The sequence below is a fragment of the Stenotrophomonas sp. DDT-1 genome, from assembly GCF_001580555.1.
GTDB classification, from domain to species: Bacteria; Pseudomonadota; Gammaproteobacteria; order Xanthomonadales; family Xanthomonadaceae; genus Stenotrophomonas; species Stenotrophomonas sepilia.
In genome coordinates, this window is record NZ_LEKR01000015.1 from 1 (window position 1) to 26,534 (window position 26,534).

Genomic DNA, 26,534 nt, shown 5'->3' on the forward strand with positions numbered 1-26,534 from the left:
CCCTGGACCGGGTCAGCGTCCGGGCCGAACAGTCGGCGCCGCCCGCCAGTACCACGCGCCTGCCGATCACCCTGCAGGAAACCCCGCAGTCGGCCACCGCGATCAGCCTGCAGCGCCTGCAGGACGAATCACTGTTCAGCATCAACGATGTGATGCGCAACGTGACCGGCGTCAGCGTGTCCTTCTATGACACGCAGCGCCCGCTGTACTACGCGCGTGGCTTCGCCATCACCGACTTCCAGGTCGACGGCATTCCCACCTACAGCGGCTCCACCAACCAGGAATACGACACCGCCTTCTACGACCGCATCGAAGTGATCCGCGGTGCCAACGGCCTGCTCAGCGGCGCCGGCGTGCCGTCGGCCACGGTCAACCTGCTGCGCAAGCGCCCCGGCAAGGAATTCGACGCGTCGTTCGCGGTCAGTGCCGGCAGCTGGGACTACCGCCGCATGGAAGCCGACGTGACCGCGCCGCTGACCGATGACGGCCGTTTCCGCAGCCGTGTGGTCGCCGCCTACACCGATCGGGGCCTGTATTACGACCGTTACGACGAGAACAAGATGGCCGGCATGGCGGTGCTGGAAGGCGATGTCACCGACAGCACCACGCTCACCCTCGGCTACCAGACCCAGGACAACAACCCGACCGGTTCGACCTGGGGCACCGTGCCGTTCTTCGACAGCCAGGGCAATTTCGCCCATCTGCCGCGCTCGACCAACCTGTCGCCGAAGTGGAGCTACTGGAAGCGCGAGAGCAACACCGCCTTCGCCAACCTGGAGCAGCGTTTCGGCGACAACTGGCTGTTGAAGATCAACACCGCCTACACCCGTGGCAACGTGCAGAACGTGCGCCTGTACGGCACCGGCAACCCAGACCCGGTGACCGGCTCGGGCATCTACCTGCGTGCCGCCGCCGGTGATTCCAAGGACACCCGCCGCAATGTCGATGCCTACCTGTCCGGCAGCTTCGACCTGTTCGGCCGCGAGCACGACCTCACCGTTGGCGCGCAGTGGTCGGACCTGGAAGGCACGACGAATACCCTCGCGCTGAACTACCCGACCGACTGGGCGCGCTGTGGCAGCGAGCGCTGCTACTACATCCCCAACGTATACAGCTGGAACGGCGACATCTCCGAGGTGACCTACCGCCGCACCGGCGCGCGCCGCGTGGCCAAGACCACGCAGAGTGGCGTCTATCTGGCCACCCGCCTGCACCTGGCCGATCCGCTGTCGCTGATCGCCGGTGCACGCCTGAGCCGGTGGGAAACCCTCACCCGCTCCTACAACGCCGCCGGCGCCTATACCGGCACCAGCGGTGCGTACAAGGTGAGCGATGAAGTCACTCCGTACGTGGGCCTGGTCTACGAGATCACCCCGAACGTGTCGGCCTATGCCAGCTACACCGAGATCTTCAATCCGCAGAACTACAAGGACCGCAACGAGAACCTGCTGGCGCCGGTGCAGGGCTCGAACCTGGAAGCGGGCCTCAAGACGCAGTGGTTCGATGGCCGCCTGACCGCAAATGCCGCTGTGTTCGAGGCCAAGCAGGACAACTACGCGGTGCGTGACATGGGCGTGCCGGAGGGTTCGCTCAGCGACGGCAGCTCGGCCTACATCGGCGTCAACGGTACCAAGGCGCGTGGCTGGGAGATGGATATCAACGGCGAAATCCTGCCGGGCTGGACGGTCAATGCCGGCTACACCCACGTCAAGGTCACCCGCGCCGCCACCGACCTGCTGTACGCCAACCCGCCCAAGGACCTGCTGCAGCTCAACACGCAACTGCAGCTGCGCGGTGCGCTGGAACGCCTGAGCATCGGCGGTGGCCTGCAGTGGCAGAGCAAGGTGCAGGGCTACAACATCGCCTACCCGCTGGGCGGCACGGTGACGGTGAACCAGCCGGCGTATTCGCTGGTGCAGTTCAACGCCAACTACCGCATCAGCGACAACTGGACCGCGACGCTGAGCGTGCGCAACGCGCTGGACAAGACCTACTGGGCCAACCTGGACTACAACAACTTCGGCGAGCCGCGCTTCGTGTCGGCCAGCCTGCGCTGGAAGTTCTGAGGCAGGCAGGGGTTGCTGGGCTGTGCCCGGCACCTTGTAGCGTCGAGCCATGCTCGACTGCTTCTCGATCAGGCGTCGCGGCTTTGGAACGAAGGGCAGTCGAGCATGGCTCGACGCTACAGAGACCTCAATCGCCGCAGCTGCCGCCGTCCCCCCCACCGCCATCACTGCTGCAGTCGGAGCTGCTGTGGCTGTGATGGCTGTGGCTGTCACCTGAGTAGCCACCTGAGCTGTCGTAGCTTGCGCCGCCATCCCCCCGGCTGCCCGAGCCATCGGCCGTGGCCACCGCCAGGCACAGGATGGCGCCGACCAGCGGCAGCAGCCAGACCAGCAGCAGCTGCACCGTGCGACCGCCCGCCGACACCTCTTCGCGCCCCAGCACCACGAAGGTGGCGACGACGTTCAAGCCCAATACCAAGGCGACCAGGACCAGGGTTACCACCAGCATGGAGCAGCTCCTTGAGCAGGGGGGCATACCTACCGCGACTGATCCATTGGTTGCAGCGCGGCTTTTCCATCGAATTTCCGTTCGAATAAATATTCTGCGAGGCTATCGATAAATGTTGACCAGGCATTTTAGTCAGACCTGCAGGAATTCTACAAACCATCTTGCGCGAGCCGGACATCCTCCGGTTCGCTTAGCAATTCAAGATGTCTTATTTATATAGCAGCTGGCCGCTCCCGACCTACTCCTTCTACACCTTTCTATCTCCATCTACTTCGGCCCATCACGCAGACTTCTGACAATCCTATTCCAGTAGCGCACAGCCTCAAAATTCTGCTCTCTCGTCAACCAGGCTTTGTTCTCAGGGCTGACCGGATCACCACCAACGATAACGGGTCTAAGCTCGAACAGCTCCATGCCTTTAGGGCGTGCGTGCTTATCCAGGCCAATCATTCTCGCTCTGCCAATTGCGCAAATAAATCCGGAAGGTCGGCCGCTACCAAGATGGCGTATTGACGATCCATGCCTATAAAAGGAATCATTACTACCGGCATAGCGACATCCCACATATCGAATCCATACGCTTCTCCTCCCCCGCTGGAGCCGAACAAAAATATACCGGGCGCATCCGTCTCGACTTCATATTCACGATTGAAATCAACCAGCTCTTCTGCCCTCCAAAAAATGATGTAGTTATCGCCGATGAATCCTTCGCCACCGTCGTGAGTCTTAAGGAATTCAAGGTAGCTCTTAGGGAGTGCCGTTCTCAATTCTTCTGGCAGGCTATCAATGGCCGAAAGTTGAGCTGGACCATTGAGCTGTCCTTCTGTTAGTTGATATTTCATCGCTATTTTCCTGAAACTCTCTGCAATTGTTTCCACCAAGGAGACACCTCCTGCCAATGAGCCAGGTGCGCTCTTCAAATACGGAAGTGCTGCCGTTCTCTGCATAGTAGGTGTCGGCAATGCAAAGTGGCACAGGCTCGTCATCGATGAAGATGGTTCGGAGTCTGGCAGGACAGCTCTCAAACGGTTCGAGTCGATACCCTACCTTGAAGGCGATGATATGCCCCCACCGGCGCCCCGGTTCGCCCTGCCCGTCATGAAGATGGGACAATGCAGGGCGCGCCGGCCTGCTTCCAGGCCGCCGGCGCCCCTCGCACCACACGGAAGAAGAAGAACAACAACATGCTGAAAGTCATTTTCGATACCGACCCGGGCGTCGACGACGCCCTGGCCCTGCTGTACCTGCACAAGCACGCCCAGATCGACCTGATCGGTGTCACCACCACCTTCGGCAATGCCTCGGTGGAGTCGACCACGCACAACGCGCTGTACCTGAAGCAGGCCTGGGGCTTCGCCGCCCCGGTCGCGCGCGGTGCCGATGGCCCGCTGCAGCCGGAAGCCACCCCGGAAGCCTGGCCGGTGCACATCCACGGCCACAACGGCCTGGGCAACCACCCGGTGCCGGCCGAACTGGACGTGGCCGCCGACACGCGCCCCGCCCACCAGCTGATCATCGATCTGGTCCGCGCCCATCCGGGCGAAGTGACCCTGGTCGCGGTCGGCCGCATGACCAACCTGGCCCTGGCCCTGCAGCAGGCCCCGGACATCGCCGGCCTGGTACGCGGCGTGGTGATCATGGGCGGCGCCTTCCACGTCAACGGCAACATCACCCCGGCCGCCGAGGCCAACATCTGGGGCGATGCTGAAGCGGCCGACGTGGTGTTCACCGCCAGCTGGCCGGTCACCGCGATCGGCCTGGACGTGACCACCCGCGTGGAAATGGACCGTGACGGCCTGGATAGGCTGGCCGCCATCGGCGGTGCCGACGCCGAGCTGGTCCGTGCGCTGTCGCAGGATTACGTCGACTTCTACCTACAGGCCGGCCACAAGGGCATGGTCGTGCACGACTGCTGCGCATGCATCGCGCTGACCCGCCCGGAACTGTTCCAGTTCGAGCGCGCCAGCGTGCGTGTGGCCACCGACGGCGTTGCCCGCGGCATGACCATTCCCAAGCCGGAAGGCCTGGCATTCGGCCCCAGCGTGTGGGACGGCCACGTGGTGCAGTCGATTGCCATCGGTGTGGATGCGGCCGCGGTACTGGCCGACATCGAGCAGACCCTGAAGGTCTGACCGTCTAGCGCTTGGCCCTGCCCGGGACCGTCTCGGGCAGGGTCCACAGCACCGGCAGCACCAGCACCGCCACCAGTGCGATCATCGCGCCCGGCGCCGCCGCCCAGCCGCTGCGCTCCACCCACCATTGCGCCAGCCACGGCGTTGCGCCGCCGAAGAAGGCAGTGGCCATGGTTACCCCCAGTGCGAGACCGCTGACCCGGCCTTCACCTGGGAACTGCTCAGCCGTGGCCGGGGCGGCCACCGCGCTTACACCGCCGGCCACGCAGGCCAGCAGCACCGCAGCCAGCACGATGCCCAGCGCCGTCGCCTGTGCCATCCACGCAAACAGGGACAGCGGCAGCAGCGCTGCCAGCACGGTCAGGCCCAACAACACCGGCCGTCGTCCGACCCGGTCCGACAATGCGCCACACAGGGGCGTGATCGCAATCACTGCCACCGCCGCGATCGTCGACAGCCACAGTGCGTCACCCTCATCGTGGCCCTGCGCGTGCAGGAATGCAGGCACATAGGTGATGCCCACGTAGTAGGTGATCGATCCCAGCGCCGAAATCGCGAACGTGCGCGCTACCGCCAACGGATGATGCTGCAGCACATGCCGCAGCGGTGTGGCGGGAATGCTGCCTTCGCGGCGCTGGCGCTCGAACTCCGGCGACTCGTGCATGCCCGAACGCGCAATCAGGATCACCAGCGCAAGCGCAGCGCCGACGAGGAACGGAATCCGCCAGCCCCAGCTGTCCAGCTGCGGTGTGGGCAGCAGCGCGACGGTAAGTGCAGAGATCGCCACCGCCAGCAGTGCGCCCACTTCGCTGGCCGCCGAAGCCAACGACGTAACCAGGCCGCGTCGGCGCGCCGGTGCGCTTTCCAGCAGGTACGCCACCACGCCGGTATATTCGCCGCCCACCGAGAACGCCATCACGCAGCGCAGCACCAGCAGCAGCACGCCGGCCGTGGCGCCTGCGGTGGCCGCGGTCGGCAGCAGCGCGGTGGCCAGCATTGCCGCTGCCATCAACGCCATCGACGCAAGCAACATCCATCGCCGGCCGAGCCGGTCACCCAGGTGACCAAAGCACAGCGCGCCCAGCGGACGCATAAGGTAGGACACGGCGAATCCGGCCAAGGTTACCAGCAGTGCCTGTTCGCCACCGCCGAAGAACACCCGCGACAGCACCGTGGCGAAGTACAGGTACAGGGTGAAGTCGTACCACTCCACCACCGTGGACAGGCCGGCCACCCACATCGAGCGCTGTCGCGCCACAGTCATTGCGTATTCGCCTTCAACAGCCTCGATCCCGGTTGGGCAGGTTCGGCGCAGCGTGGCATGGACGGGGTGAAATACCGGTCATCGGCTATCGGCTGCCTGCATGTACTGGGCTTCATGGCCGCTGAAGCGCTCACCGTCAAAGCCGAAGCAGAAGCGTCCTTGCTCGAACGCGCGGTAGACCAGCAGCGCACCGTCGAGGCAGAACTGCTGCTGATCCACGCCTGTTTCCAGCGTCCCGTAGCCAGCGCGACATCCAGCGTATTGGGATCGTGTTCGGCAAGTTGCTTCAGCGCGTTGGCGTAGCCACCCGGAAACGCGAGCCGTTCGTAGTGCTGGTGGAACGCCGCGCAGGCCTGGGTGTGCAGCAGCTTGCGTTCCGGGTCACGCCAGCGCAACGCAGCACTCTCCCGGATGGCCCGCGGCAACCGGTTGATCTCATCCGCATTGGCTCGGATCAGGCGTTCCATCAGGGCAAGGGGATGGGCCTTCGTTCCTTCCATGTGGTTTGTCAGGGGTCAGTTCCCTTTCCCTGCGGGAACGGGATCTGCCCCACTTCAGGTCACGGCGCGCGGCGCAATGTCACCAGGGTGATCTCAGACGGCACGCCGATGCGTGCCGGGAAACCGGCCCAGAGACCCGCACCATTGCTCACGTAAAGGGTCATCCCGTCCACGTCGTAGCGGCCGGAGACGAAGCCACCATTGGCCCGCCTCACCAGTTGGTCCATGCCGATGATCTGCCCACCGTGAGTGTGCCCGGACAATTGCAGCTTCACGCCGCGCGCCGCCGCCTCTCGCGCGTTGCGCGGGCGGTGGTCAAGCAGGATCACCGGCGCAGAGGGATCGGCGCCGGCCAAGGCGGCGTCCAGATCCGGCAGCGGCAGGCCGTAGCGTGCGGCCACCGGATCGGTGACCCCGGCAATGGTCAGCGCTGCATCACCGCGTCGTACCTGCAGGTGGCTGTTCTCCAGCACCTGCATGTGCAGCGCACGGAACGCCTGCATCCATGCCTGGTACTGCGCGTAATACTCGTGGTTGCCGGTAATGGCGACGACACCGTCCGGCGCCCGCAGATCAGCCAGAGGACGCGCGTCGTCACGACGGGCCTCCACACTGCCGTCGATCAGATCGCCGGTGATCACGATCAGATCCGGCGCCAATGCGTTGCTCTCATCCACCACCCTGCGCACCCAGTCGCCGGTCAGCAGGCGGCTGGCATGGATGTCGGTCAGCTGCAGCACGCGATAGCCGTCGAACGCCGCTGGCAGCCCGGCAACGCTCACCTCGATCTGCCGGGGCTGGGGCACTGCCATGCCCTGGCTGACACCATAACCACTGACCAGCAGGGCCAGCACGCCGGCCGCCGGCCGCAAGCGCCGCGTGCGCAATGCGGCTACCGCACGTGGCCAGCGCAGCAGGCGGGACGCGAGCAGGCCCACATCCATCGCCAGCATCAGCAACGCCAACAGCAACACCGCCGTGGAGCCGGTGGCCAGCGTGGCGATGGCCAGCTTCGGGATTTCCGGCGACGCCATGGTGCCCCAGAAGGTGGCGACGATACGCAGCTGCACGGCTACGCCCACCAGCAGCAGCGACAGCACGACCTTCAGCCAAGTGGACATGCGCAGTGGCCAGAACAGGCGCCAGGCCACATACAGGCCCATCAACAAACCGATCGTACTCAGCACTGCAACCATCCTGGAAAGAAAGCGGGCCGCCATGGTGACGGCTGCAGGCGGTGTTGTGTAGCACCGAGCCCATGCCCGGCATTTCAATCTGCAGCCGAGCATGGGCTCGGCGCTACAACAACAGGTGGGTCAAGCCATTCCGTCGAGGCGCTGCACCCGCAGGCGGGCGATACGGCGTTTTTCCATCGCCAGCACAGTGATGCGCACGCCCGCCACCTCCACCGCATCGCCGATGTCCGGCAGCCGGCCCAGCTGCTCGAGCACCAGCCCGGAGATGGTCATGTAGTCGGCACTGCGTGGCAGCGATACGCCGGTCAGCCGCTGCAGGTCGTCCAGAGTCAGTGCACCGTCGGCCTCCCACTGCTCCTCGCCCTGCGCGACCACGCCATAGCGCTCGTCCTGGGTATCGACCAGATCGCCGGCAATCGCCGCCAGCAGATCGTTGGCGGTCACCAGGCCCTCCACGCTGCCGTACTCATCCACCGCCACTGCCAGCGGTACCGGATGCTGGCGGATCAGTTCCAGCGCCTGCAGCGCACTGGCGCTGGACAGCACGTACTGCGGCTCGCGCAGGTTGCCTTCCAGCTGCAGCGGCCTGCCCTGCAGCAGGTCGGCCAGCAGATCGCGGCTCTGCACCACGCCACGCAGGCTGTCCAGGTCACCCTCACCCACCAGCAGGCGGGTGTGCGGCGACGCCACCAGGCGCGCCACGACGTCCTCCTGCCCACGCGCCAGGTCGATCCACTGCACATCGGCGCGCACGGTCATTACGCTCGACACCGGCCGGTCGGCCAGGCCCAGCACGCTGCGGATCATTTCGTGTTCGGCCGGCTGCAGGCGCTCTTCGGCGTCCACCTGCGCGTCCAGGCCTTCATCGTCGTGGCCATTGGCCGGGCGCGCGCCGAGCATGCGCAGCACCGCATCAGCGGTGCGCTGCCGGAACGGCTGGCGACGCTCGTTGCGCTCACGGTTGAAACGCACCCACTGGTTGAAGGCTTCCACCAGGATCGAGAAGGCGATCGCCGCGTACAGGTAGCCCTTCGGGATCTTGTAGCCCAGGCCCTCGGCCACCAGGCTGAAACCGATCATCAGCAGGAAGCCCAGGCACAGCACCACCACGGTGGGATGCTTGTTGACGAAGCGGGTCAACGGCTTGCTCGCCAGCAACATCAGCGCCATCGCGATGGTCACGGCGGCATACATCACGCCCAGGTTGTCGACCATGCCGACCGCGGTGATCACCGAATCCAGCGAGAACACCGCATCGAGCACCACGATCTGCGCCACCACCATGGCGAAGCTGGCGTAGACCTTCTTGCCATCTTCGTGGTGCGCGCGGCCTTCCAGCCGTTCGTGCAGCTCCATGGTGCCCTTGAACAGCAGGAACAGGCCACCGCCCAGCAGGATCAGGTCACGCCCGGAAAAGCTGTGCTCGAACAGCGTAAGCAGCGGCTCGGTCAGTTTCATGATCCAGGCCAGCGCCGCCAGCAGCACCAGCCGCATCAGCAGGGCCAGTGCCAGGCCGATCACCCGCGCGCGGTCGCGCTGGTGTGGCGGAAGCTTGTCGGCAAGGATCGCGATGAACACCAGGTTGTCGATGCCGAGCACGATCTCAAGCACGACCAGGGTTGCAAGGCCCATCCATATCGAGGGGTCAGCCAACCATTCCATTTCAGGTCCGTTTCGTCAGTAGGTAAGGGAGAAGAACAAACACTCAGTCTGCGTCCTGCGTGTGCGACGGGTCGTACCCGAGCAGGTCGCCAGGCGTGCATTGCAGCTCCCGGCAGATCGCATCCAGCGTGGAAAAGCGGATGGCGCGCGCCTTGCCGGTCTTCAGGATCGACAGGTTCGCCAGGGTGATGTCAATGCGCCCGGCCAGCTCGGACAGGGTCATGCCCCGTTCCTGCAGCACGCGGTCCAGGGTGATGACGATTGCCATCAGATGACACCGTCGAGGTCATCGCGCATCGCCGCGCCCACGGCGAAGACGCGTGCCAGCACGAACAGCATCATCACCGCCACCAGCCCGGTGATCGACATGCCGCCGCCCACCTCCATCCAGGTGAAGTCCGGGCCCATCCAGGCCGCGTAGGCGCCGATCAGGATCGACACCAGCTCCATCGCCAGCATCAGCCACGCCATCCGTTGCAGTCGCTGCGCATTGGCGTGGGTGAACGGCCTTTCGCGCGCCGCCGATTTCAGCAGCCGCAGCAGATGGCGCAGGAACAGCAGGCACAGCACAAGCAGCGCGACGATCGCAGCCAGCCCCAGGCAGAAGTGCAGGAACAGAGCGTTGCCGTGTGCAGCAGCGGCAGCGGCATCGTGGACGCTGTCGAGCAGCCAGCGACGGTCGTGCGCGACCAGCGGCACGGCCAGCAGTGCGGCCAGGATGCCCAGCCAGCACATCGCCCGGACGGCTTGGACGGCGGCCTGGGCCAGGGTGAACAAGCCTCGCGCGGGTCTGGCGCTGGCGGGACGAGCGGTCAAGCGGCCTCCGGCATTGGGGCGGCCTCGCCGCCCCAGGGTGGATTTATCGATAAACGATATATCACAACCTGCATGAAAGGCTGAATCGCGGGCATGGGCAGCCTGCGCGGCGCGGGGCCAGCGTTATTGGCTGGGTGCAGCCTGCTCCAGCATCGCTTCGCCCGGCGTCACCGAGGCCATCGCCTGCACGCCGGCCTCGGCCGCCTGCCGCGTGACCAGCCGGAAACGCACCTGCAGCTTGGCCTGCCCGGGCGTGGCCCAGCCGTACTGGATCGCCACCTGGTCCGCCGACAACGGCCCACGGCCTGGCAGCGAGCGCGCCTGCAACGGCGTTGGCGCCGCCTGCACCAACCGGGCAAAGCCCTTCTGCACGACCGCCGCGTCGGCCTTTTCGGCGTAGACCGTGCACGTGCCATCGTCAGCCCAGCTGACCGCATAGCGGCCGCTGGCCAGAGGCACCATCCAGGCCACGCCCGACTGCCCCTGCAGCAACGTTGCCGCCTCGGCAGGCTGCAGCGGTGACAGCCCGTTGGATTCCATCAACGACTGCAACCGCGCCGGCGCGCCGATGTGCTGCATGCAGGCGGTATCGAACAAGTCACTGAAAGGGTCCTGCGCCTGTGCGCTGGCCTTGGGTGAACGTGCAGGCTGCGCCGCCGCCAGGGCAGGCAGCAGGGCCAGGATCAGCCAGGAGGCAGGGCGCATTGGAACTCCACGGTACGGAAAACAGCAGGGAGGATGGCAAAGCCCGGGCGCGGCGCGCAACGGCCGCGTTGCCGCCGGCCTCCCCGCGCCGGGATCAGGTTGTGATTTCGCCCTCGTCCTCGCCATCCCAGTAGTGGATACGGCTGGCGCGCACATGGATCAGTACCAGTCCCGGTGTATCCACTCCCTGTTCGAACCACCGTTCCAGGTCCTTCACCCAGTGCTCGCGCATCGTGGCCCGATCGCGCACCAGCGCCGCCCTTCCCTGCACGTGCACGAACAGCGGCGGCTTGCCCAGCAGCGACTTGCTGCCGGAGAAACCCAGTGCGACGGTGGGGTCAGCCTCGATCTCGCGCACCATGTCGGTGTCTTCCATGGTGAAGAACCAGCTGTCACCGTCATAGTCCACGTCACCGTTGTTGCTCATGGGGCGACCGGCAATTTCTCCACTGGCGTGGGTCTGCAGCATCGTGAAATCGATGCCGGCCATTTTCTTGGCAAGTTCTGGGAGGGTGAGCTCGGTCACGGCGCGGTCCTTGATCGGAGGGACGCCCAGCGTCTGCGCAGAGCGGTGACCGGAAAGTGGATGAGCACTTGCGGCCTCTTCACGGGAAACGAGATACGGCGCATGGTCCGTGCGTGACGCACTCCACACCACCATGCTTACGTTAAAAGCAGATAGAGGAACGCCCCTGCGGAGCACCACACCCAGCTAACAGGGGCGTGCCCGAGAATCGCGCAACCCCGTGGCACGACCGGCATGGCAGCCGGCGTGCACGCGGCGACTCCTCCCCAACCGCATGGCCTCCACATGGATCCGTTCGCCTGGCTCGCGTTCGGCTGCTATCTGTTGGCGTTCTTCATTGTCTCGCTGTTTGCTGCGGCCTATCTGAAACGTTCCGACTTCATGCCCTACCACGCGCAGGCCGTGGGCATGTCGTGGGCGGAGATCGAACCGCGCATGCAGGTGCTGCTGATGGCACTCATCCGCGTGGTCGGCGCCGGGTGGATCGCACTGGCCGGTGCCGGCGTGATGCTGGCCTGGTTGATCTTCTTCGGTGGTCACTTCGCGCTGCCACAGCTGCTGGCGTTCCAGTTGTTCTGCCTGGTCGCCACCGCGCCCCCGGTGCTGGTCGCCTCCGGCGTGCGGCGACGCACCGGTGCGCGTACCCCGGTATCCACCGGCGCGGCCGTGGTGCTGCTGTTGCTCCTCGGCCTCGCGCTGGCCGTGCTGTCACTGTCCCGGTGAGTTCCCTTCCCCCCTCCCCACGAGGCTCCGCCATGAACCCCGAATCGATCTTCTACAGCGTGGTCAACGGTGATCTTCCACGTTCCCAGGCCGGCACCCTGCTCGGCTGGCGCTTCATCGGCTATGACGATGCACTGCGTCGCATCCAGGTCGAGTTCGACGCCGGGACGGTGCTCACCAACCCGATGGGCAACGTGCAGGGCGGATTCCTGTCAGCGATGCTGGACGACTGCATGGGGCCGGCGATCTACGCCACCCTGCCAGCCAACCGCATCGCGGTCACGGTGGAATCCAAGACCAGTTTCGTCAACCCGGCACGGCCGGGGCGGATCATCGGCTGGGGCGAAGTCGAGCACAGCAAGGGCAGCATCGCCTTCACCCGTGGCTGGCTGACCGACCCGGCCGGCAAGGTACTGGCTACCGCCAGCGCCACCTTCCGGGTGGGTGCGCTGCGCTGGCGCGGGCTCTCGATGCCGCGTCCCATCGCGCGCCGGATGATCGCGCGCACGCTGCGGCGCGTGCATGCGCGCATCGGCTGATGCGTGTCCTCAACGTGCGTTGCGGCCGCCGCCGGCCACCCGCACGCGGTCGCGGCCCTGCGCCTTGGCCTGGTACATGGCCGCGTCGGCGGCGCGCAGCAGGGTGCGCCAGCCCAGCGCATCGGTGCCCCCCTCGGCTACGCCGAAGCTGGCAGTGACCCGCAGCACGTTGCCTGCGGCCAGTGCGATGTCCAGCTGCCGCATGGCCACGCGCAGCGACTCGGCCAACTGGCGGCCGCCGGCCAGATCGCCGTCGGCCAGCAGCACCAGGAATTCCTCGCCACCGTAGCGGGCGATGCTGTCGCTGCGGCGCAGGTGGCGCTGCAGCAGCTGTGCCACCTGCACCAGCACCTGGTCCCCAGCAGCATGCCCATGGCCGTCGTTGATGGCCTTGAAGCGATCGATGTCCAGCAGGATCACCACCGCGCTGTTGCCACCGTCGGCATGGCGCTGCTGCACCCTCTGGTCCAGCGCGCGCCGGTTCAACAACCCGGTCAGTTCATCGGTGCCGGCCAGCTGGCGCAGCTCGCTGGTCAACGCCGAGCGCTCGCGCGACTTCTCGCGCAGCACTTCGATGGCATCGAACAGGCGCTGCATCTCGGCCAGCGGGTGGGTCACGTGCTGTTCCGGGCCGGGCGCTTCCGAGGCGATCTGGATCACCTGCTTCTGTGCCTGCAGCAGCGGCCGCAGGATCTGCAGATGGGCAATGCGCAGCGCCACGCCCAGCACCACCAGCGTGCCAAGCACCGTCGCCACCAGCACCACCAGGCGCGTCGCTTCGCGGTTGCGGGTGCGCTCGAAACGGGCGATGGACACGCTCAGGTAACCGTCACGCAGCGCTTCCAGCGACCGCAGGGTCGGTACGTAGCGCGTGGTGAACTCGGCGGCGGTCCACGGCGGCGACACGCCACGCCGTCCATCTTCGATCAGCCGTTCGATCATCGGCAGCGATTCGCCGAAGAACTGCCGGCGTGCCATGTCCCAATGCCAGGACAGCGTCGGATCGCTGCGGAACACGGCTTCATGGCTGCCTGCCAGCCGCCACAGCTCCAGCAGGCGGCCTTCGGTCTGCAATGCCGCCCGCACCTGTTCGTCACGCCAGGCCCCCGGTACCGCCACCGGCGCCATCACGTTCGAGGCCAGGCGGCCGCCATGCTCGCGCAGGTCGATCAGCACCTGGCCCTGCATCGCCGGGATCGCCGCTTCGCGGTCGGCACTGACCAGCACGCTGATCTGCGTCGAGGTCAACACGTGCAGGCGATCGACCACGGCGAACATGCTGCTGATCGCGCGCTCCACGTCTTCCACCCGGCGCGCGTCGTGCGGCTGTGCCGCCACCTGGTCCACCGCGGCCCGCGCCGACTGCAGGCGACGTTGCGCGTCGGCCAGCAGCCCATGTTCGTCGACCACGCCCGGATCGGCCTTGAACACGGTGTCCAGTTGCAGCAGAGCGGTGTCGACCCGCTTGCGCGCAACCGCCAGCTGCGCGGCCAGCCGCGCCTGTTCGGCCGCATCGGCCGTATTGGCTCCCAGCAGGCTGTTGGCGGGGCCGCGCTCGGCCGACACCCGGTTGGCCAGGTCGAAGGTCTGCTGCAGCCGGCGCAGGCTGACCAGGTTGTCCTCGGCGGCGGTGAAGCGCAGCGTGCCCTGCACCAGTGCGATGGCCATCAGCGGCAGCGTACAGACTACGAACAGCCCGGCCAGGATCCAGACCCAGGTCCGCAATCCGATGGGCGACGCCTTGCGGGCCATGCACATTTCCCCTGTCGTGCGGAACACTGTAGCGGCCGCCTGCACAGGCGCCAAGCCGCTAGCGGGCCAACCGTGGCCGTCGGTGCACCGTGCCCGCCGCGAACGCACCGACAAGGCCGCGCGGACACTCGAATCGGGACAAATACGTCATGCCCCGCCGCGTCAGATCCAGCGCTGGTCGACCAGTTCGCGCTTCACGTAGGCATAGAACACCGGCGCGGCGACCAGGCCCGGCAGGCCGAAGGCCGCCTCCATCACCAGCATGGCCAGCAGCAGCTCCCAGGCACGCGCCTGGATTTCGCCACCGACAATGCGCGCGTTGAGGAAGTACTCCAGCTTGTGGATCACGATCAGGTACAGCAGCGCCGCCACCGCCACGTAGAACGAGACCGACAGTGCGACGATGGTGATGATCGTGTTGGAGATGATGTTGCCCACCACCGGCAGCAGGCCGGCCAGGAAGGTGATCAGCACCAGGGTCTTGGACAGCGGCAGGTGCACGCCGAACAACGGCAGCACGCCCAGCAGGAAGATCGCGGTGAACACGGTGTTCAGCAGCGAGATCTTCACCTGCGCGAACACCACCTGGCGGAACGCGGTGGCCAGGCGGCTGGTGCGCCCGACCAGCTCCTGCGCCAGCGGACCCATCTTCGGCAGCGGCAGTTCGTCATACAGTGCGATCATCGCACCCAGCACCATGCCGATCAGCACGCGCACACCCACCTGGACCACCGAGGTACCGGCCACGCCCAGCTGGCGCTGATGCTCGGCGGCCCAGTCGTTCAGCGCCGCGCGCAGCGCTGGCATGTCTTCGGGAATGTAGGGTTGCAGCAGCGCCGGCACCTGGTGCCGCGAGGTGTTGAGGATCTCCATCAGGCGCGCCAGCAAAGCATCCGGGCCACCGGTCTCGTTGCGGAAGAACGAGGCCACGCCGATCCCGGCCAGCACCAGCGCGCTGATGATGATCGCCGACAGCACGATCACGGCGATTGCCCGTGCGCGTCCCGGCGGCAGCCGGCCTTCCACGGTGGAAGCCAGCAGGTGGGTCAGCTGGAACACCAGCAGGCCGGACAGAAGGGTGACCACCAGGCCCAGTTTCAGCGCCAGCCACATGCCCAGCAGCATCATCAGCCACGCCGCGATCCTTGGAATGGGGGGCTTGGGCTGGGCAACGAGAGCGTCTTGCATGGGAGCGCGTCCGGGCGGGGTGGCCCATGGTAGAGGATTGGCGTGCCGATTCCGCGTGCAGGATGAATGGGTATTTCATTCTCGTTCGGCGGCAGCCGTGCCGTCCCCACGCGCGCTCACTCGCCGTAGCTGGCGGTGTTCTTGCCCTGCCGCTTGGCGTGGTACAGCGCGCGGTCGGCCAGTGCCAACCAGTCCTCGACACTGCCGCCACGCGGCGTGGCCGCAATGCCGATACTGACGCTGAATTCCACACCCGGCGTGGCCTGCCGCGCGGCCTCGAGCAGGTGCAGGCGCACCCGCTCGGCCACGTGCATCGCATCGACGGGCGCGCAGTCGCGCAGCAGCACGACGAACTCATCGCCCCCCAGGCGCGCGGGCGTATCACCGGGCCGGGCAACGGTGCGCAATGTCGCCGCGATATGCCGCAGCACCTCGTCACCGGCGCGGTGGCCATGCGAGTCATTGATGCGCTTGAAGTCGTCCACATCGAGCATCAGCAGGCAGGCAAACCCGCCCTGGCCCTGTGCCCGGTCCAGCGCCTGCTGCGCACGCAGGATCAGGAAGCCACGGTTGGCCAGCTCGACCAGCGGGTCCATCCGGCTGAGACGCTGCAGCTGGCGGTTCTGCGATTTGACCCGGCGCGCCAGCTGCCAGCTGAGAATGCTCAGGCCGATGCCATACACGAACAGGAACGGGACACTCAGCACGATCGTGCGCTGCGAGGTGACCGGCTGGTAAGGGAAGCCGAGCACCCACCAGGTGAGAGCGAAGCCCAGCATCAGGGCCAGCGTGGCGCGCATCGCCAGGCGAACGCCACCGGCAGCGATCTTGTCGGCCACCAGCAGTGCGGCGAACAGTGCACTGGGCACCGCGCTCAACGCCATGAAGGCGATCCAGCCACCACCGAAAAAGGAGTCGGCCACCATGCAGCGGAACTGGACGAGCGCGGGCTGGCCGGAGCGCTGGGTCAGCATCAATGCCAGCGCAGGCCACGCCAGCGCGTTGAGCAGCAGCAGGACCCACGCCAGCGGCCCATCGTGGCGCTCGAGGATGATCGAAGCGATGGGGATTGCCCCCAGTGCATTGCCGACGAAACGCATCCAGCCGATGCGACGTGCCGCGCCAATGCCTTCGACCGCGCCTTCCGCCGAATCGGTGAAGAATGGCATTGCCCCCCCCTTGCGCGATCGCACCTGCTGCCACGGCCCTTGCCGGGCTGCCTGCGATGAGTCTGACAGCCTTGCGTCAATTCGGGATCAAGGTCGCGGCACGACGCGCGGGCCGGCCGCCCTGCTCCGGCTGCCCTGCCTCGCCTGCGCTACCGCCCAGGCGCCGCTGTCGAACCGCGCAGCATGAAGCTGAACTCCAGCGTCTGCTGAAGCGGTACATCGACCTGTTCGATGATGGCGAGCAGCAGGTTGACCGCGCGCTCACCGATTTCACGCATCGGCTGCCGGATGGTCGTCAGCGGCGGGGTGAGATAACGCGAAGAGGCCAGGTCGTCGAAGCCTACGATGGAGAGCGCTTCCGGAACGCGGATGCACCGGTCGCGACAGGCCGCCAGTGCCCCCAGTGCCATCTGGTCGCTGAAGCAGAACACCGCGGTCGGCACGGGCGTGCCGTCCAGCAGCGCCATCACCGCCGCATGCCCGGACTCAACGGAAAAGTCCCCGGGCACGATGCTCAGCTGGCGCAGGCGACCCCGCGCCTTGCCGGCGGCCCGGACCCCTTCCAGCCGCTGCTGGTGCAGGGGGTTGTCAGGTGGCCCGCCGACCACGGCGATCCGTTCGTGCCCCAGGCCGTACAGGTGCTCCATCACCGCGCGTGCGGCGGCCGCGTTGTCGATATGGACGCTGGGGATGCCCAGTGCGGGGTCGAACTCGCATCCATTGACCACCGGCGCAGCTGCGCCGCGCTGCTCGACGATTTCGCGCGCGGTCGGTGGCAGGCGATGGCCCAGCACGATCATGCCGTCGGCCTCGTTGCGCCGGAGCATCTGTGCGTAGCGCTCCTCACGATCGGGTTGATGCTGGGTATCGCCCAGCAGAACCGCGTAGCCGACCGCCTGCGCGGCCTCCTCCGCACCCTGCAGGATCTGTGCGAAGAACGGATTGGCGATGTCCGGGACGGTGACCAGGATCTTGCCGCTGCGCTGGGTCTTGAGCGTGCGGGCCACCGTGTTGGGCACATAGCCCAATGCGGCGGCGGCCTGCTCGATGCGCGCACGGGTGGCCGGCAGCACCTTGTCTGGCCGGGAAAGCGCCCGTGACACCGTGCCTGCGGAGACGCCGACGTGCCTGGCGATGTCGTAGATGGTGGCCATGGCGTTAGTTCTCCTGTCCGCTGTGCAGTGCACAACAGGTCCTGCGTGCGCCCCTGCTAGGATAATGCAATCGATTGCATCGAGGGCGAATCACGTTGAAGACGCTCAAGGGTCCAGCGCTGTTCCTGGCGCAGTTCATCGGCGACACAGCTCCTTTTGATCGGCTGGATACGCTGGCCGGGTGGGCCGCGGGTCTGGGCTATTCTGGCGTACAAGTTCCCACCTCCGCGCCCCACCTGTTCGATCTGGCCGAGGCGGCACGCAGCCAGGCGTACTGCGACGATGTTGCCGGCATGCTGGCCGGGCACGGTCTGCAGATCACCGAACTGTCGACTCATCTGCAGGGGCAGCTGGTCGCGGTCCATCCCGCCTACGACAGCCTGTTCGACGGATTCGCACCCGTAGACGTGCGCGGCAACCCGCCCGCGCGCCAGGCCTGGGCCGTGGAGCAGCTGCGGCTCGCCGCGCAGGCGAGCCAGCGCCTCGGGCTGAGCGCGCACGCCACGTTCTCCGGTGCGCTGGCCTGGCCCTACTTCTATCCGTGGCCGCAGCGCCCGCCGGGCCTGGTGGAAGAAGCCTTCACCGAACTCGGCCGCCGCTGGCGCCCGATCCTGGATGTGTTCGATGCCTGCGGCGTGGACCTGTGCTTCGAGATCCACCCGGGCGAGGACCTGCATGACGGTGCGACCTTCGAGCGCTTCCTCGATGAGGTCGACCATCATCCCCGCGCGAAGATCCTGTACGACCCCAGCCACCTGCTGCTGCAGCAGATGGATTACCTCGGTTTCATCGACCGTTACCACGCCCGCATCGGCATTTTCCACGTCAAGGACGCGGAGTATCGCCCCAGCGCGCGCAGCGGCGTGTATGGGGGTTATCAGGACTGGATCGATCGTCCGGGCCGGTTCCGCTCACCCGGTGACGGCCAGATCGACTTCAAGGCGATCTTCTCGAAGTTCGCCCAGTACGACTTCCCCGGCTGGGCGGTGCTGGAGTGGGAGTGCTGCCTGAAACACCCGGAGGACGGCGCGCGCGAGGGTGCCGCCTTCATCCGCGATCACATCATCCATGTAACCGAACGCGCCTTCGACGACTTTGCCGGGAGCGCCACGGACGCTGGATCACTGCGCCGCATGCTGGGAATCTGAGCCAAGACCGCCCCGGGAGGGCAAGCCATGACGCACGCCATGTCGCGCCTGGGCGCGATGATGTTTCTGCAGTTCTTCATCTGGGGGGCGTGGTTCGTCACCCTGGGCACCTACCTGGTACAGGGCCCGCTGCAGGCCAGCGCAAGCCAGGTGGCAACGGCGTTTCTCAGCCAGTCCATCGGTGCCATCGTGGCACCGTTCCTGGTCGGCCTGATCGCAGACCGCTATTTCGCGGCGCAGCGCATCCTGGCGGTACTGCACCTGGCCGGCGCGGTGCTGATGTGGCTGGCGTCCACCGCCACCAGCTTCAGCGTGTTTTCCGCGTGCGTCATGGGCTATATGCTGCTGTTCATGCCGACGCTGGCACTGGCCAACAGCGTGGCGATGCGGCACATGCAATCGCCGGAGAAGCAGTTCCCGCTGGTACGCGTGGCCGGCAGCGTCGGCTGGATCGTCGCAGGGGTGCTGATCGGCTGGCTGGGCTGGGAACAGGCGCATCGGCTTGAACTGACCTTCCGGATGGCGGCGGCGGCATCGCTGGTGCTGGGCCTGTATGCGTTCACCCTGCCGCACACGCCGCCACTGGCACAGCAGCGCGATGCCGGGCTGGGGCAGATCCTGGGACTGGATTCGTTGCGGCTGCTGAAGTCGCGCGCCTACCTGGTGTTCTTCCTGGCCTCCATCGCCATCTGCATCCCGTTGTCGTTCTACTACAACTTCACCAATCCGTATCTCAACGACCTGGGCGTGCAGGGCGCGGCCGGCCTGCAGTCGCTGGGCCAGGTGTCCGAAGTGCTGCTGATGCTGGCCATGCCGTTCCTGTTCGTGCGGCTGGGGGTGAAGACCATGCTGGCGGTCGGCATGGCGGCCTGGGTCGTGCGCTACGCGCTGTTCGCCTTCGGCGATGCGGGCAGTGGCTTCCCGCTGCTGGTGATCGGCATCGTGCTGCACGGCATCTGCTACGACTTCTTCTTCGTCACCGGCCAGATCTACACCGATGCCCACGCCGGCCCCGCCGCGCGCAGCAGCGCGCAGGGCTTCATCACCCTGGCCACCTATGGCGTGGGCATGCTGATCGGCACCTTCCTGTCCGGCGCGGTAGTGGAGCACTTCACCACTGCAGCGGGCCCGGACTGGCAGCAGATCTGGTTGTTCCCGGCCGGCGTCGCACTGGTGGTGCTGATCGCCTTCCTGCTGCTGTTCCGCGACCGCCCGGTAGCGGCGGCCGCGTCGTCCACACCCTGAGGAGACCGGCCGATGCCCCCGCTTGGAATCGCCATCGTTGGTACCGGCATGATCGGCGCGGTGCATCGCCGCGCGGCACTGCTGGCGGGCGCCGAGGTGCGCGGCGTGGCCGCCTCGTCGCCGCAGCGCGCGCGCGAGGTGGCGCACGCGTGGAATGTCCCGCGCGCCTATCGCGATATCGAGGACGTCGTCGCTGATCCCCAGGTACAGGTCGTGCACATCTGCACGCCCAACCACCTGCACCGCGCGATGGCGCAGGCCGCACTGGACGCCGGCAAGCACGTGATCTGCGAGAAACCGTTGGCGACGACGCTGGACGATGCGCAGGCGCTGGCGGCGCTGGCCGCCTCGACCGGATTGGTCGCCACCGTCCCCTTCGTCTACCGCTACCACCCGGTGGTCCGCGAGGCACGTGCACGCATCGCGCAGGGCGACTTGGGGCCACTGCACCTGATCCATGGCAGCTACCTGCAGGACTGGCTGCTGGACCCGGCCAGCAACAACTGGCGGGTCGACCCGGCACTGGGTGGCACATCGCGCGTGTTCGCTGACATCGGGTCGCACTGGTGCGACCTGGTTGAATGGGTCAGCGGCGAGTGCTTCGCCGAAGTGAACGCGGCGTTTGCCACGGTGATCCCCGAGCGCAGCGCAACCACTTCCCAGAGTTTCAGCACGCCGGCGACAGACGGCGCAAAGCAAGCGGTCGAGAGCGAGGACGTGGCCGCAGCGATGTTCAGGACCGGCGCGGGCACGCTGGCGTCATTGACGGTCAGCCAGGTCTCGGCCGGACGCCACAACCGGCTCTGGTTCGAGATCGACGGCGCCAACGCCAGCGTGGCGTTCAACCAGGAGGATGCCGAGCGGCTGTGGATCGGCCTGCCCGAGCAGCGCGAGGAAATCTTCGTGCGCGGCCCGGGCGCCGGCAGTGCCGAACAACGCCGGTTGTCGCCGCTGCCAGCGGGGCACGCGCAGGGCTACGGGCAGTGCTTCGAAGCGTTCGTGGCCGACACCTATCGCGCCATTGAAGGCGAGCGGCTGCAGGGCCTGCCCACCTTCGAAGACGGCCTGCGCTCGGCGCGGATCGTCGATCGTGTCATTGCATCGGCCAGGTCACGCACCTGGACCGCCATCGGTTGAATCCCGGGAGGACCTGTTGATGAACATCCCTGTCCGTAGAACTGCAATCCTCATCCTGCTGCTCGCCGCCCTGCCCGCCTTCGCAGGAAACACAGCCGGTGCGCAGAAGCCCATCGCCGTGCAGATGTACACGCTGCGCAACGCCGGCCCGCTCGACCAGCAGCTGAAGATCGTCCACGACGCGGGCGTGCGTGCGGTGGAGACCGTCGGTACGCAGAATGCAAGCGCTGCGGAACTGAAACAGTTGCTGGACCGTTACTCGATCAAAGCGGTTTCGTCGCACGTTCAGCTGGCCGAGCTGCGCGACAACCTGGATGCCGTGGTGGCCTTCAACCGCTCGATTGGCAACAGCACGCTGGTGGTGCCCTACCTGGACCAGAAGGACCGCCCGCGCGATGCCGCCGGCTGGACCGCATTGGGCCGGGAGCTGGGCCGGATTGCCAGGCAGGTGCGCGGCAAGGGGATGCAGCTGGCCTACCACAACCACGACTTCGAGCTGGTCGACTTCAATGGCAGGACCGGACTGGAGCTGCTGTTCGACGCCGCCGGCCCCGAGCTGCAGACCGAACTGGACCTGGCCTGGGTCGCGCGCGCGGGCCTGGACCCGGCCGTGATGCTTGGCAAGTTCCGCGGCCACATATTTGCGGTACACGCCAAGGACAATGCGCCCAAGGGCCAGGCCGAAGACGAAGGTGGATTCGCTGCGGTCGGCCAGGGCGTGCTGGACTGGAACGCGATCCTGCCGGCCGCCGCCACCGCTGGCGTGCAGTGGTACATCGTCGAACACGACCAGCCACGCGACCCGGCCAAGGTCATCCAGGCCGGCGCGGACTACCTGCGTGAACACCTGACCACCAACCCGCCCACCCGTGCCCACCGCTGACGCATCAAGGAGCCCCACATGAAAATGATCCTGGCAGTGGCCGTGGCCCTGGGCGGCATGAACGTTGCGACGGCAGCGTGGGCCAAGGACGACCCGGCCGCCGGCGCGAAACTCTACGCCCAGCACTGCACCGCCTGCCACGGTGCTGAACGCACCGGTGTACCGCCGACGTTCCCGGCGCTCACCGATGTCGGCAAGCGGCTGCAGCCCGCCCAGGTCAAGGACAGGATCAGGAAGGGCGGCGGTCTGATGCCCCCCTTCCCGCAGCTGTCACAGCAGGAGATCGATGACATCGCCAGCTACCTGGCGAAGTAGCGGGTGGGCGCTACAGCTCGCGCACCCAGATGTTGCGGTAGCTGACCCTGGAGTCATGTTCCTGCAGATACAGCGGCGCGCACCCATGCGGTGCGTACGAAGGCGCACCGATGTATTCGGTCCTGCCTGCCAGCACGGTATCGTCCTGTACCAGCACGCCGTTATGCAGCACGGTGATCCGCGCGGGCGACGTCAGGCCGCCGCCCGGCGAGAAGCGCGGGGCCTTCCAGAGGATGTCGTAGACCTGCCACTGGCCCGGTGCGCGCGAGGCGTTCACCCGTGGCATGGCCTGCTTGTAGATCGAACCCGCCTGGCCATTGGCGTAGGTCGGGTTGTGGTAGCTGTCGAGTACCTGCAACTCATAGAGTCCCTGCAGGAAGATCCCGCTGTTGCCCCGGTTCTGGCCGTCGAAGCCCTTCGTTTCGGTGGGCGTACGCCATTCGACATGCAGCTGGACATCGCAGAAGGGTTGCCGGGTACGGATGCCCTTGCTGCCCGGAACAACCGTCATGGCGCCTCCGGCAACCTTCCAGGGCACGCGGCCACCCTGCTCCGATTCCCACGCGGAGAGATCCTTGCCATCGAACAGCACGATCGCATCGGACGGTGCCTTGCCGGGTGGCGTTGCCACGGTCGCGGGCACAGGGGTCCACACTTCCGTCTTCTTCGGGTCACGCACAGCGTCGGCACTGTCCTGTGCGAACGCAGATGCAGCGGCCAGCAGGCCGGCGGTGATCAACGCAGGGCGGATCATCAGGTTGGTGTCCATCAGCTGGTCCCCCAGGCAGGTGTGCCGGGGACATAGGCGAGGTCACCGTCGTAGCGCCCCGGCACGGCGACGTACTGCAGCACCCCGGTCGCACCGACCTTGGAGGTGAAGAAGCCGAAGATGGCCAGCTGCTTGATCATCGTGAAGTAATGCGGCATGGCTTCGCCCTCTTCGGGCGTTCCGGTCTCGGTCACGTCTGCATTGCGCGTCTTGGCTTCGGCATCCAGTGTACGCAGCAATCCGGTGCGCGCCTCCGGCGTGAGCGACACGAAGCGGCCACCGGCGCGCTTGTCGATGTCCGCCAGCCCGGCGCGGAACACCGCCTGCTGCCTGGCGGTGTAGCAGTCGCTGACGAACGTCGCCATGAACGCACCGGCGCCCGCGTCTTTCGCCCCGGGTGTCCGGGTCCGCGGCAGGATGGTCTCGGCAATCTCGTCCAGCGTGCCGATATCGGCATCGGAGAACGGGACCATCGCCCCGGCCGCTGGCGCTTTGCCTTGCACCAGCGCAGGCAGGCCGACCATGGCCGCACCGGTGGCGGCGACGATCATCTTCAGCAGTTCGCGGCGATCCATCACAGGTTCCCCGCTTTCAGTTCGCGTACCGCGTGGTCGGCCGCGCGCGCGGTCAGCGCCATGTAGGTCAGTGACGGATTCACGCAGGCGCTGGAGGTCATGCAGGCACCATCAGTCACATAGACGTTGGGCGCATCCCATACCTGGTTGTGCTGGTTCAATACCGAGCTCTTCCGGTCCCGTCCCATACGCGCAGTCCCCATCTCATGGATGCCCTTGCCCGGGGCGTAGTCGTTGTCGTGCATCTTCACGTCCTTGACCCCGGCCGCCTCCAGCATCTCGGCAGCGTCCGCGGCCATGTCCTTGCGCATCGCCAGTTCGTTGGCGCGCATGGACACGTCCATCGCCAGCACCGGCAGCCCCCACTTGTCCTTGCGCTCGCGGTCCAGGCGGATCGTGTTGTCGTGGTGCGGCAGCATCTCACCGAACCCGGTCATGCCGATGCGCCAGTCACCGGGCACGGTCAGCGCTTCCTTCAGGTCGGCACCGATGTTCAGCTCGGCGATCTCGCGCGACCAGCCGGTGCGGCTGGCACCGCCCTGGTAGCCGAATCCGCGCAGGTAGCCACGCTTGTCGGCGGCGACATTGCGGAACCGAGGAATGTAGAAGCCGCAGGGACGGCGGCCGAAGTAGTACTTGTCTTCGTAGCCCTCGACCCGGCCCGAGGCGCCCGCACCGAAATGATGGTCCATCACGTTGTGCCCCAACTCGCCGGACGAGGAGCCCAGCCCGCCGTCCCAGACGTCGGTAGCCGAGTTCATCAGCAGCCAGGTCGAGTTGAAGGACGATGCGTTGAGGAAGATGACCTTGGCCGTGTACTGGTAGGTCTGCCCGGTCTCGGCGTCGATCACCTCCACGCCACGCGCGCGCTTGCGATCCTTGTCGTAGAGCACTTCCTTGACGATCGAGAACGGCCGCAGGGTCAGGTTGCCGGTCTTCATCGCCGCCGGCAACGTTGCCGCCTGAGTCGAGAAGTAGGCACCGAAGGGGCAGCCAAGGATGCACTTGTTGCGGTACTGGCAGTTGACGCGCCCCTGCTCGGGCATCGGCTGGGTGATGTTGGCGGTGCGCGAGTGGATCATATGGCGCGTTCCGCCGAAGGCCTTCTTGATACGCGCGGCCACATCCTTTTCGACGATGTTCAACGGGATCGGCGGCAGGAACTCACCATCCGGCAGCACGTCCAGTCCCTCGCGCGTGCCGGCGATGCCGGCGAACTTTTCCACATGGTCGTACCACGGCGCGATGTCGGCATAGCGGATCGGCCAATCGGTGGCGATGCCCTCCTTGAGGTTCGCCTCGAAATCCAGGTCGGAGAAGCGGTAGCTCTGACGGCCCCACAACAGCGAACGGCCACCGACGTGGTAGCCGCGGAACCAGTCGAAACGCTTGGTTTCGATGTAGGGTGAGTCCTGCTCGTTGGCCCACATTCCTTCCAGGTTCTCGGCGAGGCCGTAGTCGCGCATCAGCACCGGAAAAGCGGCCTTCATCGCCTGCGTCGGCCGGTTGCGATGCGGGAAGTCCCACGCTTCCTTCATCGCATTGACGTAGTCCTTGACGTGCTCGATGTTGCGCCCGCGTTCCAGCATCAGGACCTTCAGGCCCTTCTCGGTCAGCTCCTTCGCTGCCCAGCCGCCACTGATTCCCGAGCCAACAACAATGGCGTCGTAGTGATTATCTGCCATGGGTCTCTCACCTGGGTGGATATCGTTTCAGACGTCGCAGAGGCGGATCGCCTCGCGCAATGAAGCAACGGGATCGGGCGCGGCAGGCATGAACTCCTGCGCCAGATACCCCTTGAAACCGGTGTCGCGGATCGCGCGGCAGATGGCCGGATAGTTGAGCTCCTGCTGGTCTCCGATCTCGTTCCGGCCGGGCACGCCTGCGGTGTGGTAGTGCTTGAAACAGGCATGGTGTTTTCCGATGGTGGCGATGATGTCGCCCTCCATGATCTGCATGTGGTAGATGTCGTAGAGCAGGCCGAAATTGTCCGAGCCGAGCCGCTGGCACAGCTCCACGCCCCATGCGGAGTGGTCGCACAGGTAGTCGCGATGATCGACCCTGGAGTTCAGCAGTTCCATCACCAGCACGACGCCGCGCTTCTCGGCATGCCCGAGGATGCGCTTGAGGCCGGCTTCGGCATTGGCCAAGCCGTCGTGGGGGTCCATGCCATTGCGGTTGCCGGAGAAGCAGATGAGATTTCGGTAACCGGCATCGGCCACCAGATCGATGTGCCGCGTGTAGCGCTCTACCAGCTGGTCATGGAACTCGCGGCCGGCGAAACCCTTGGTCAGGCCCAGTTCCGCGCCGTTGCACATCGAGCTGTAGACGCCGTGGGCCTTCAGCGTGGGCCAGTCTTCGGGACCGACCAGGTCGATCGCGGCGAAACCGATGTCCTTCACCGTCGCGCAGAGCTGGGCAACCGACAGCTGCGGGAAGGTCCAACGGGCGACGGCCTGCTTCAGGTTTCCTTTGAGGGGGGAATCGGCGGCGAGTGCAGGGAGCACACCTGCAGCCCCCAGGCCAATGCCGCCGGCAACCGCAAGGCGTAGCGCGTCGCGTCGCGTGATGCCCATCGCCGGGGCCGGTCTGATCGAATGGATGGACATCCATCTGCCGGCC

27 protein-coding genes are annotated in these 26,534 nt (G+C 66.3%); 9 read left to right on the forward strand and 18 right to left on the reverse strand.

The genetic code is table 11. From position 1 onward, the window contains the following. On the forward strand, positions 1-2,066 hold a 2,066-nt coding region (locus tag AB839_RS09600), incomplete at its 5' end, for a TonB-dependent siderophore receptor (RefSeq protein ID WP_061479172.1). Positions 2,067-2,193: 127 nt separating this feature from the next. Here the strand turns inward: AB839_RS09600 and AB839_RS09605 are convergent. Together AB839_RS09605 and AB839_RS09610 are read right to left on the reverse strand one after the other, a co-directional pair. Then, positions 2,194-2,514, reverse strand: coding sequence for a hypothetical protein (locus AB839_RS09605; protein ID WP_061479173.1), 321 nt, complete (start codon positions 2,512-2,514; stop codon positions 2,194-2,196). Between the two features lie 446 nt (positions 2,515-2,960). Then, positions 2,961-3,356 carry an SMI1/KNR4 family protein gene (locus tag AB839_RS09610; RefSeq protein WP_061479174.1) on the reverse strand — a complete coding sequence of 132 codons (396 nt, stop codon included), beginning with the start codon at positions 3,354-3,356 and terminating at the stop codon, positions 2,961-2,963. A 342-nt stretch (positions 3,357-3,698) separates the two neighbouring features. On the opposite strand from AB839_RS09610, the gene AB839_RS09615 reads away from it, so the two are divergent. Continuing rightward, positions 3,699-4,646 carry a nucleoside hydrolase gene (locus AB839_RS09615; RefSeq protein WP_061479239.1) on the forward strand — a complete coding sequence of 316 codons (948 nt, stop codon included), beginning with the start codon at positions 3,699-3,701 and terminating at the stop codon, positions 4,644-4,646. Positions 4,647-4,650: 4 nt separating this feature from the next. On the opposite strand, the gene AB839_RS09620 is transcribed toward AB839_RS09615, so the two are convergent. The 8 genes from AB839_RS09620 to AB839_RS09650 form a co-directional block, all read right to left on the reverse strand. After that, positions 4,651-5,910 (reverse strand): MFS transporter, encoded by a 1,260-nt coding sequence (locus tag AB839_RS09620; protein ID WP_061479175.1) that lies wholly within the window; start codon positions 5,908-5,910, stop codon positions 4,651-4,653. Next, the gene (locus AB839_RS21715) at positions 5,907-6,410 is read right to left on the reverse strand and encodes a hypothetical protein (RefSeq protein WP_197467678.1); all 504 of its coding nucleotides are present in this window, start codon (positions 6,408-6,410) and stop codon (positions 5,907-5,909) included. Before AB839_RS21715 ends, AB839_RS09620 begins: the two co-directional genes overlap by 4 nt. A 59-nt stretch (positions 6,411-6,469) precedes the next feature. Further along, positions 6,470-7,606: a metallophosphoesterase gene (locus AB839_RS09625; RefSeq protein WP_061479176.1), complete on the reverse strand. Its 1,137-nt coding sequence runs from the start codon at positions 7,604-7,606 to the stop codon at positions 6,470-6,472. A gap of 120 nt (positions 7,607-7,726) precedes the next feature. Continuing rightward, positions 7,727-9,268 (reverse strand): TerC family protein, encoded by a 1,542-nt coding sequence (locus AB839_RS09630; RefSeq protein WP_061479177.1) that lies wholly within the window; start codon positions 9,266-9,268, stop codon positions 7,727-7,729. Positions 9,269-9,311: 43 nt separating this feature from the next. After that, positions 9,312-9,536 (reverse strand): helix-turn-helix transcriptional regulator, encoded by a 225-nt coding sequence (locus tag AB839_RS09635; protein ID WP_061479178.1) that lies wholly within the window; start codon positions 9,534-9,536, stop codon positions 9,312-9,314. Then, positions 9,536-10,003, reverse strand: coding sequence for a DUF2975 domain-containing protein (locus AB839_RS09640; RefSeq protein ID WP_061479240.1), 468 nt, complete (start codon positions 10,001-10,003; stop codon positions 9,536-9,538). Before AB839_RS09640 ends, AB839_RS09635 begins: the two co-directional genes overlap by 1 nt. A 204-nt stretch (positions 10,004-10,207) precedes the next feature. Beyond that, positions 10,208-10,789 carry a hypothetical protein gene (locus AB839_RS09645; protein WP_061479179.1) on the reverse strand — a complete coding sequence of 194 codons (582 nt, stop codon included), beginning with the start codon at positions 10,787-10,789 and terminating at the stop codon, positions 10,208-10,210. 94 nt (positions 10,790-10,883) lie between these two features. Continuing rightward, complete coding sequence (locus AB839_RS09650) at positions 10,884-11,315, reverse strand: pyridoxamine 5'-phosphate oxidase family protein (RefSeq protein ID WP_061479180.1); 432 nt, start codon at positions 11,313-11,315, stop codon at positions 10,884-10,886. Between the two features lie 285 nt (positions 11,316-11,600). On the opposite strand from AB839_RS09650, the gene AB839_RS09655 reads away from it, so the two are divergent. Together AB839_RS09655 and AB839_RS09660 are read left to right on the forward strand one after the other, a co-directional pair. Next, positions 11,601-12,038 (forward strand): hypothetical protein, encoded by a 438-nt coding sequence (locus AB839_RS09655; protein WP_061479181.1) that lies wholly within the window; start codon positions 11,601-11,603, stop codon positions 12,036-12,038. 32 nt (positions 12,039-12,070) lie between these two features. Further along, a complete protein-coding gene (locus tag AB839_RS09660) occupies positions 12,071-12,577 on the forward strand; it encodes a PaaI family thioesterase (protein ID WP_061479182.1) in 507 nt (168 codons plus the stop codon). Positions 12,578-12,586: 9 nt separating this feature from the next. Here AB839_RS09660 and AB839_RS09665 read toward each other — a convergent pair whose 3' ends face one another. From AB839_RS09665 to AB839_RS09680, 4 genes are all read right to left on the reverse strand, one after another. Continuing rightward, positions 12,587-14,329 (reverse strand): GGDEF domain-containing protein, encoded by a 1,743-nt coding sequence (locus AB839_RS09665; protein ID WP_061479241.1) that lies wholly within the window; start codon positions 14,327-14,329, stop codon positions 12,587-12,589. Positions 14,330-14,491: 162 nt separating this feature from the next. Next, a complete protein-coding gene (locus tag AB839_RS09670; RefSeq protein ID WP_053497611.1) occupies positions 14,492-15,517 on the reverse strand; it encodes an AI-2E family transporter in 1,026 nt (341 codons plus the stop codon). Positions 15,518-15,633: 116 nt separating this feature from the next. Continuing rightward, positions 15,634-16,686 carry a sensor domain-containing diguanylate cyclase gene (locus AB839_RS09675; RefSeq protein WP_061479183.1) on the reverse strand — a complete coding sequence of 351 codons (1,053 nt, stop codon included), beginning with the start codon at positions 16,684-16,686 and terminating at the stop codon, positions 15,634-15,636. A 149-nt stretch (positions 16,687-16,835) separates the two neighbouring features. Next, positions 16,836-17,840: a LacI family DNA-binding transcriptional regulator gene (locus AB839_RS09680; protein WP_061479184.1), complete on the reverse strand. Its 1,005-nt coding sequence runs from the start codon at positions 17,838-17,840 to the stop codon at positions 16,836-16,838. 95 nt (positions 17,841-17,935) lie between these two features. On the opposite strand from AB839_RS09680, the gene AB839_RS09685 reads away from it, so the two are divergent. The 5 genes from AB839_RS09685 to AB839_RS09705 are packed head-to-tail and all read left to right on the forward strand — an operon-like array spanning position 17,936 to position 22,568. Further along, a complete protein-coding gene (locus AB839_RS09685; protein ID WP_061479185.1) occupies positions 17,936-18,988 on the forward strand; it encodes a sugar phosphate isomerase/epimerase family protein in 1,053 nt (350 codons plus the stop codon). A gap of 27 nt (positions 18,989-19,015) precedes the next feature. Then, the gene (locus AB839_RS09690; RefSeq protein ID WP_049416508.1) at positions 19,016-20,233 is read left to right on the forward strand and encodes a nucleoside permease; all 1,218 of its coding nucleotides are present in this window, start codon (positions 19,016-19,018) and stop codon (positions 20,231-20,233) included. Between the two features lie 12 nt (positions 20,234-20,245). Continuing rightward, the gene (locus AB839_RS09695) at positions 20,246-21,370 is read left to right on the forward strand and encodes a Gfo/Idh/MocA family oxidoreductase (RefSeq protein WP_061479186.1); all 1,125 of its coding nucleotides are present in this window, start codon (positions 20,246-20,248) and stop codon (positions 21,368-21,370) included. A 19-nt stretch (positions 21,371-21,389) separates the two neighbouring features. Further along, on the forward strand, positions 21,390-22,253 hold the full coding sequence (locus tag AB839_RS09700) for a sugar phosphate isomerase/epimerase (protein WP_061479187.1): 864 nt from the start codon (positions 21,390-21,392) through the stop codon (positions 22,251-22,253). An 18-nt stretch (positions 22,254-22,271) separates the two neighbouring features. Then, positions 22,272-22,568, forward strand: a complete 297-nt coding sequence (locus AB839_RS09705) for a cytochrome c (RefSeq protein WP_005415640.1) — start codon at positions 22,272-22,274, stop codon at positions 22,566-22,568. 10 nt (positions 22,569-22,578) lie between these two features. Here the strand turns inward: AB839_RS09705 and AB839_RS09710 are convergent, their stop codons facing one another. Genes AB839_RS09710 through AB839_RS09725 form a run of 4 tightly spaced genes read right to left on the reverse strand, consistent with a single transcriptional unit; the run spans position 22,579 to position 26,521 of the window. After that, positions 22,579-23,337, reverse strand: coding sequence for a DUF1080 domain-containing protein (locus AB839_RS09710; RefSeq protein ID WP_061479188.1), 759 nt, complete (start codon positions 23,335-23,337; stop codon positions 22,579-22,581). Next, positions 23,337-23,912 carry a gluconate 2-dehydrogenase subunit 3 family protein gene (locus AB839_RS09715; protein WP_061479189.1) on the reverse strand — a complete coding sequence of 192 codons (576 nt, stop codon included), beginning with the start codon at positions 23,910-23,912 and terminating at the stop codon, positions 23,337-23,339. Before AB839_RS09715 ends, AB839_RS09710 begins: the two co-directional genes overlap by 1 nt. After that, complete coding sequence (locus AB839_RS09720) at positions 23,912-25,597, reverse strand: GMC family oxidoreductase (protein WP_061479190.1); 1,686 nt, start codon at positions 25,595-25,597, stop codon at positions 23,912-23,914. Before AB839_RS09720 ends, AB839_RS09715 begins: the two co-directional genes overlap by 1 nt. 27 nt (positions 25,598-25,624) lie before the next feature. Further along, positions 25,625-26,521 (reverse strand): TIM barrel protein, encoded by an 897-nt coding sequence (locus AB839_RS09725; protein ID WP_197467679.1) that lies wholly within the window; start codon positions 26,519-26,521, stop codon positions 25,625-25,627. Between the last annotated feature and the right edge of the window lie 13 nt (positions 26,522-26,534).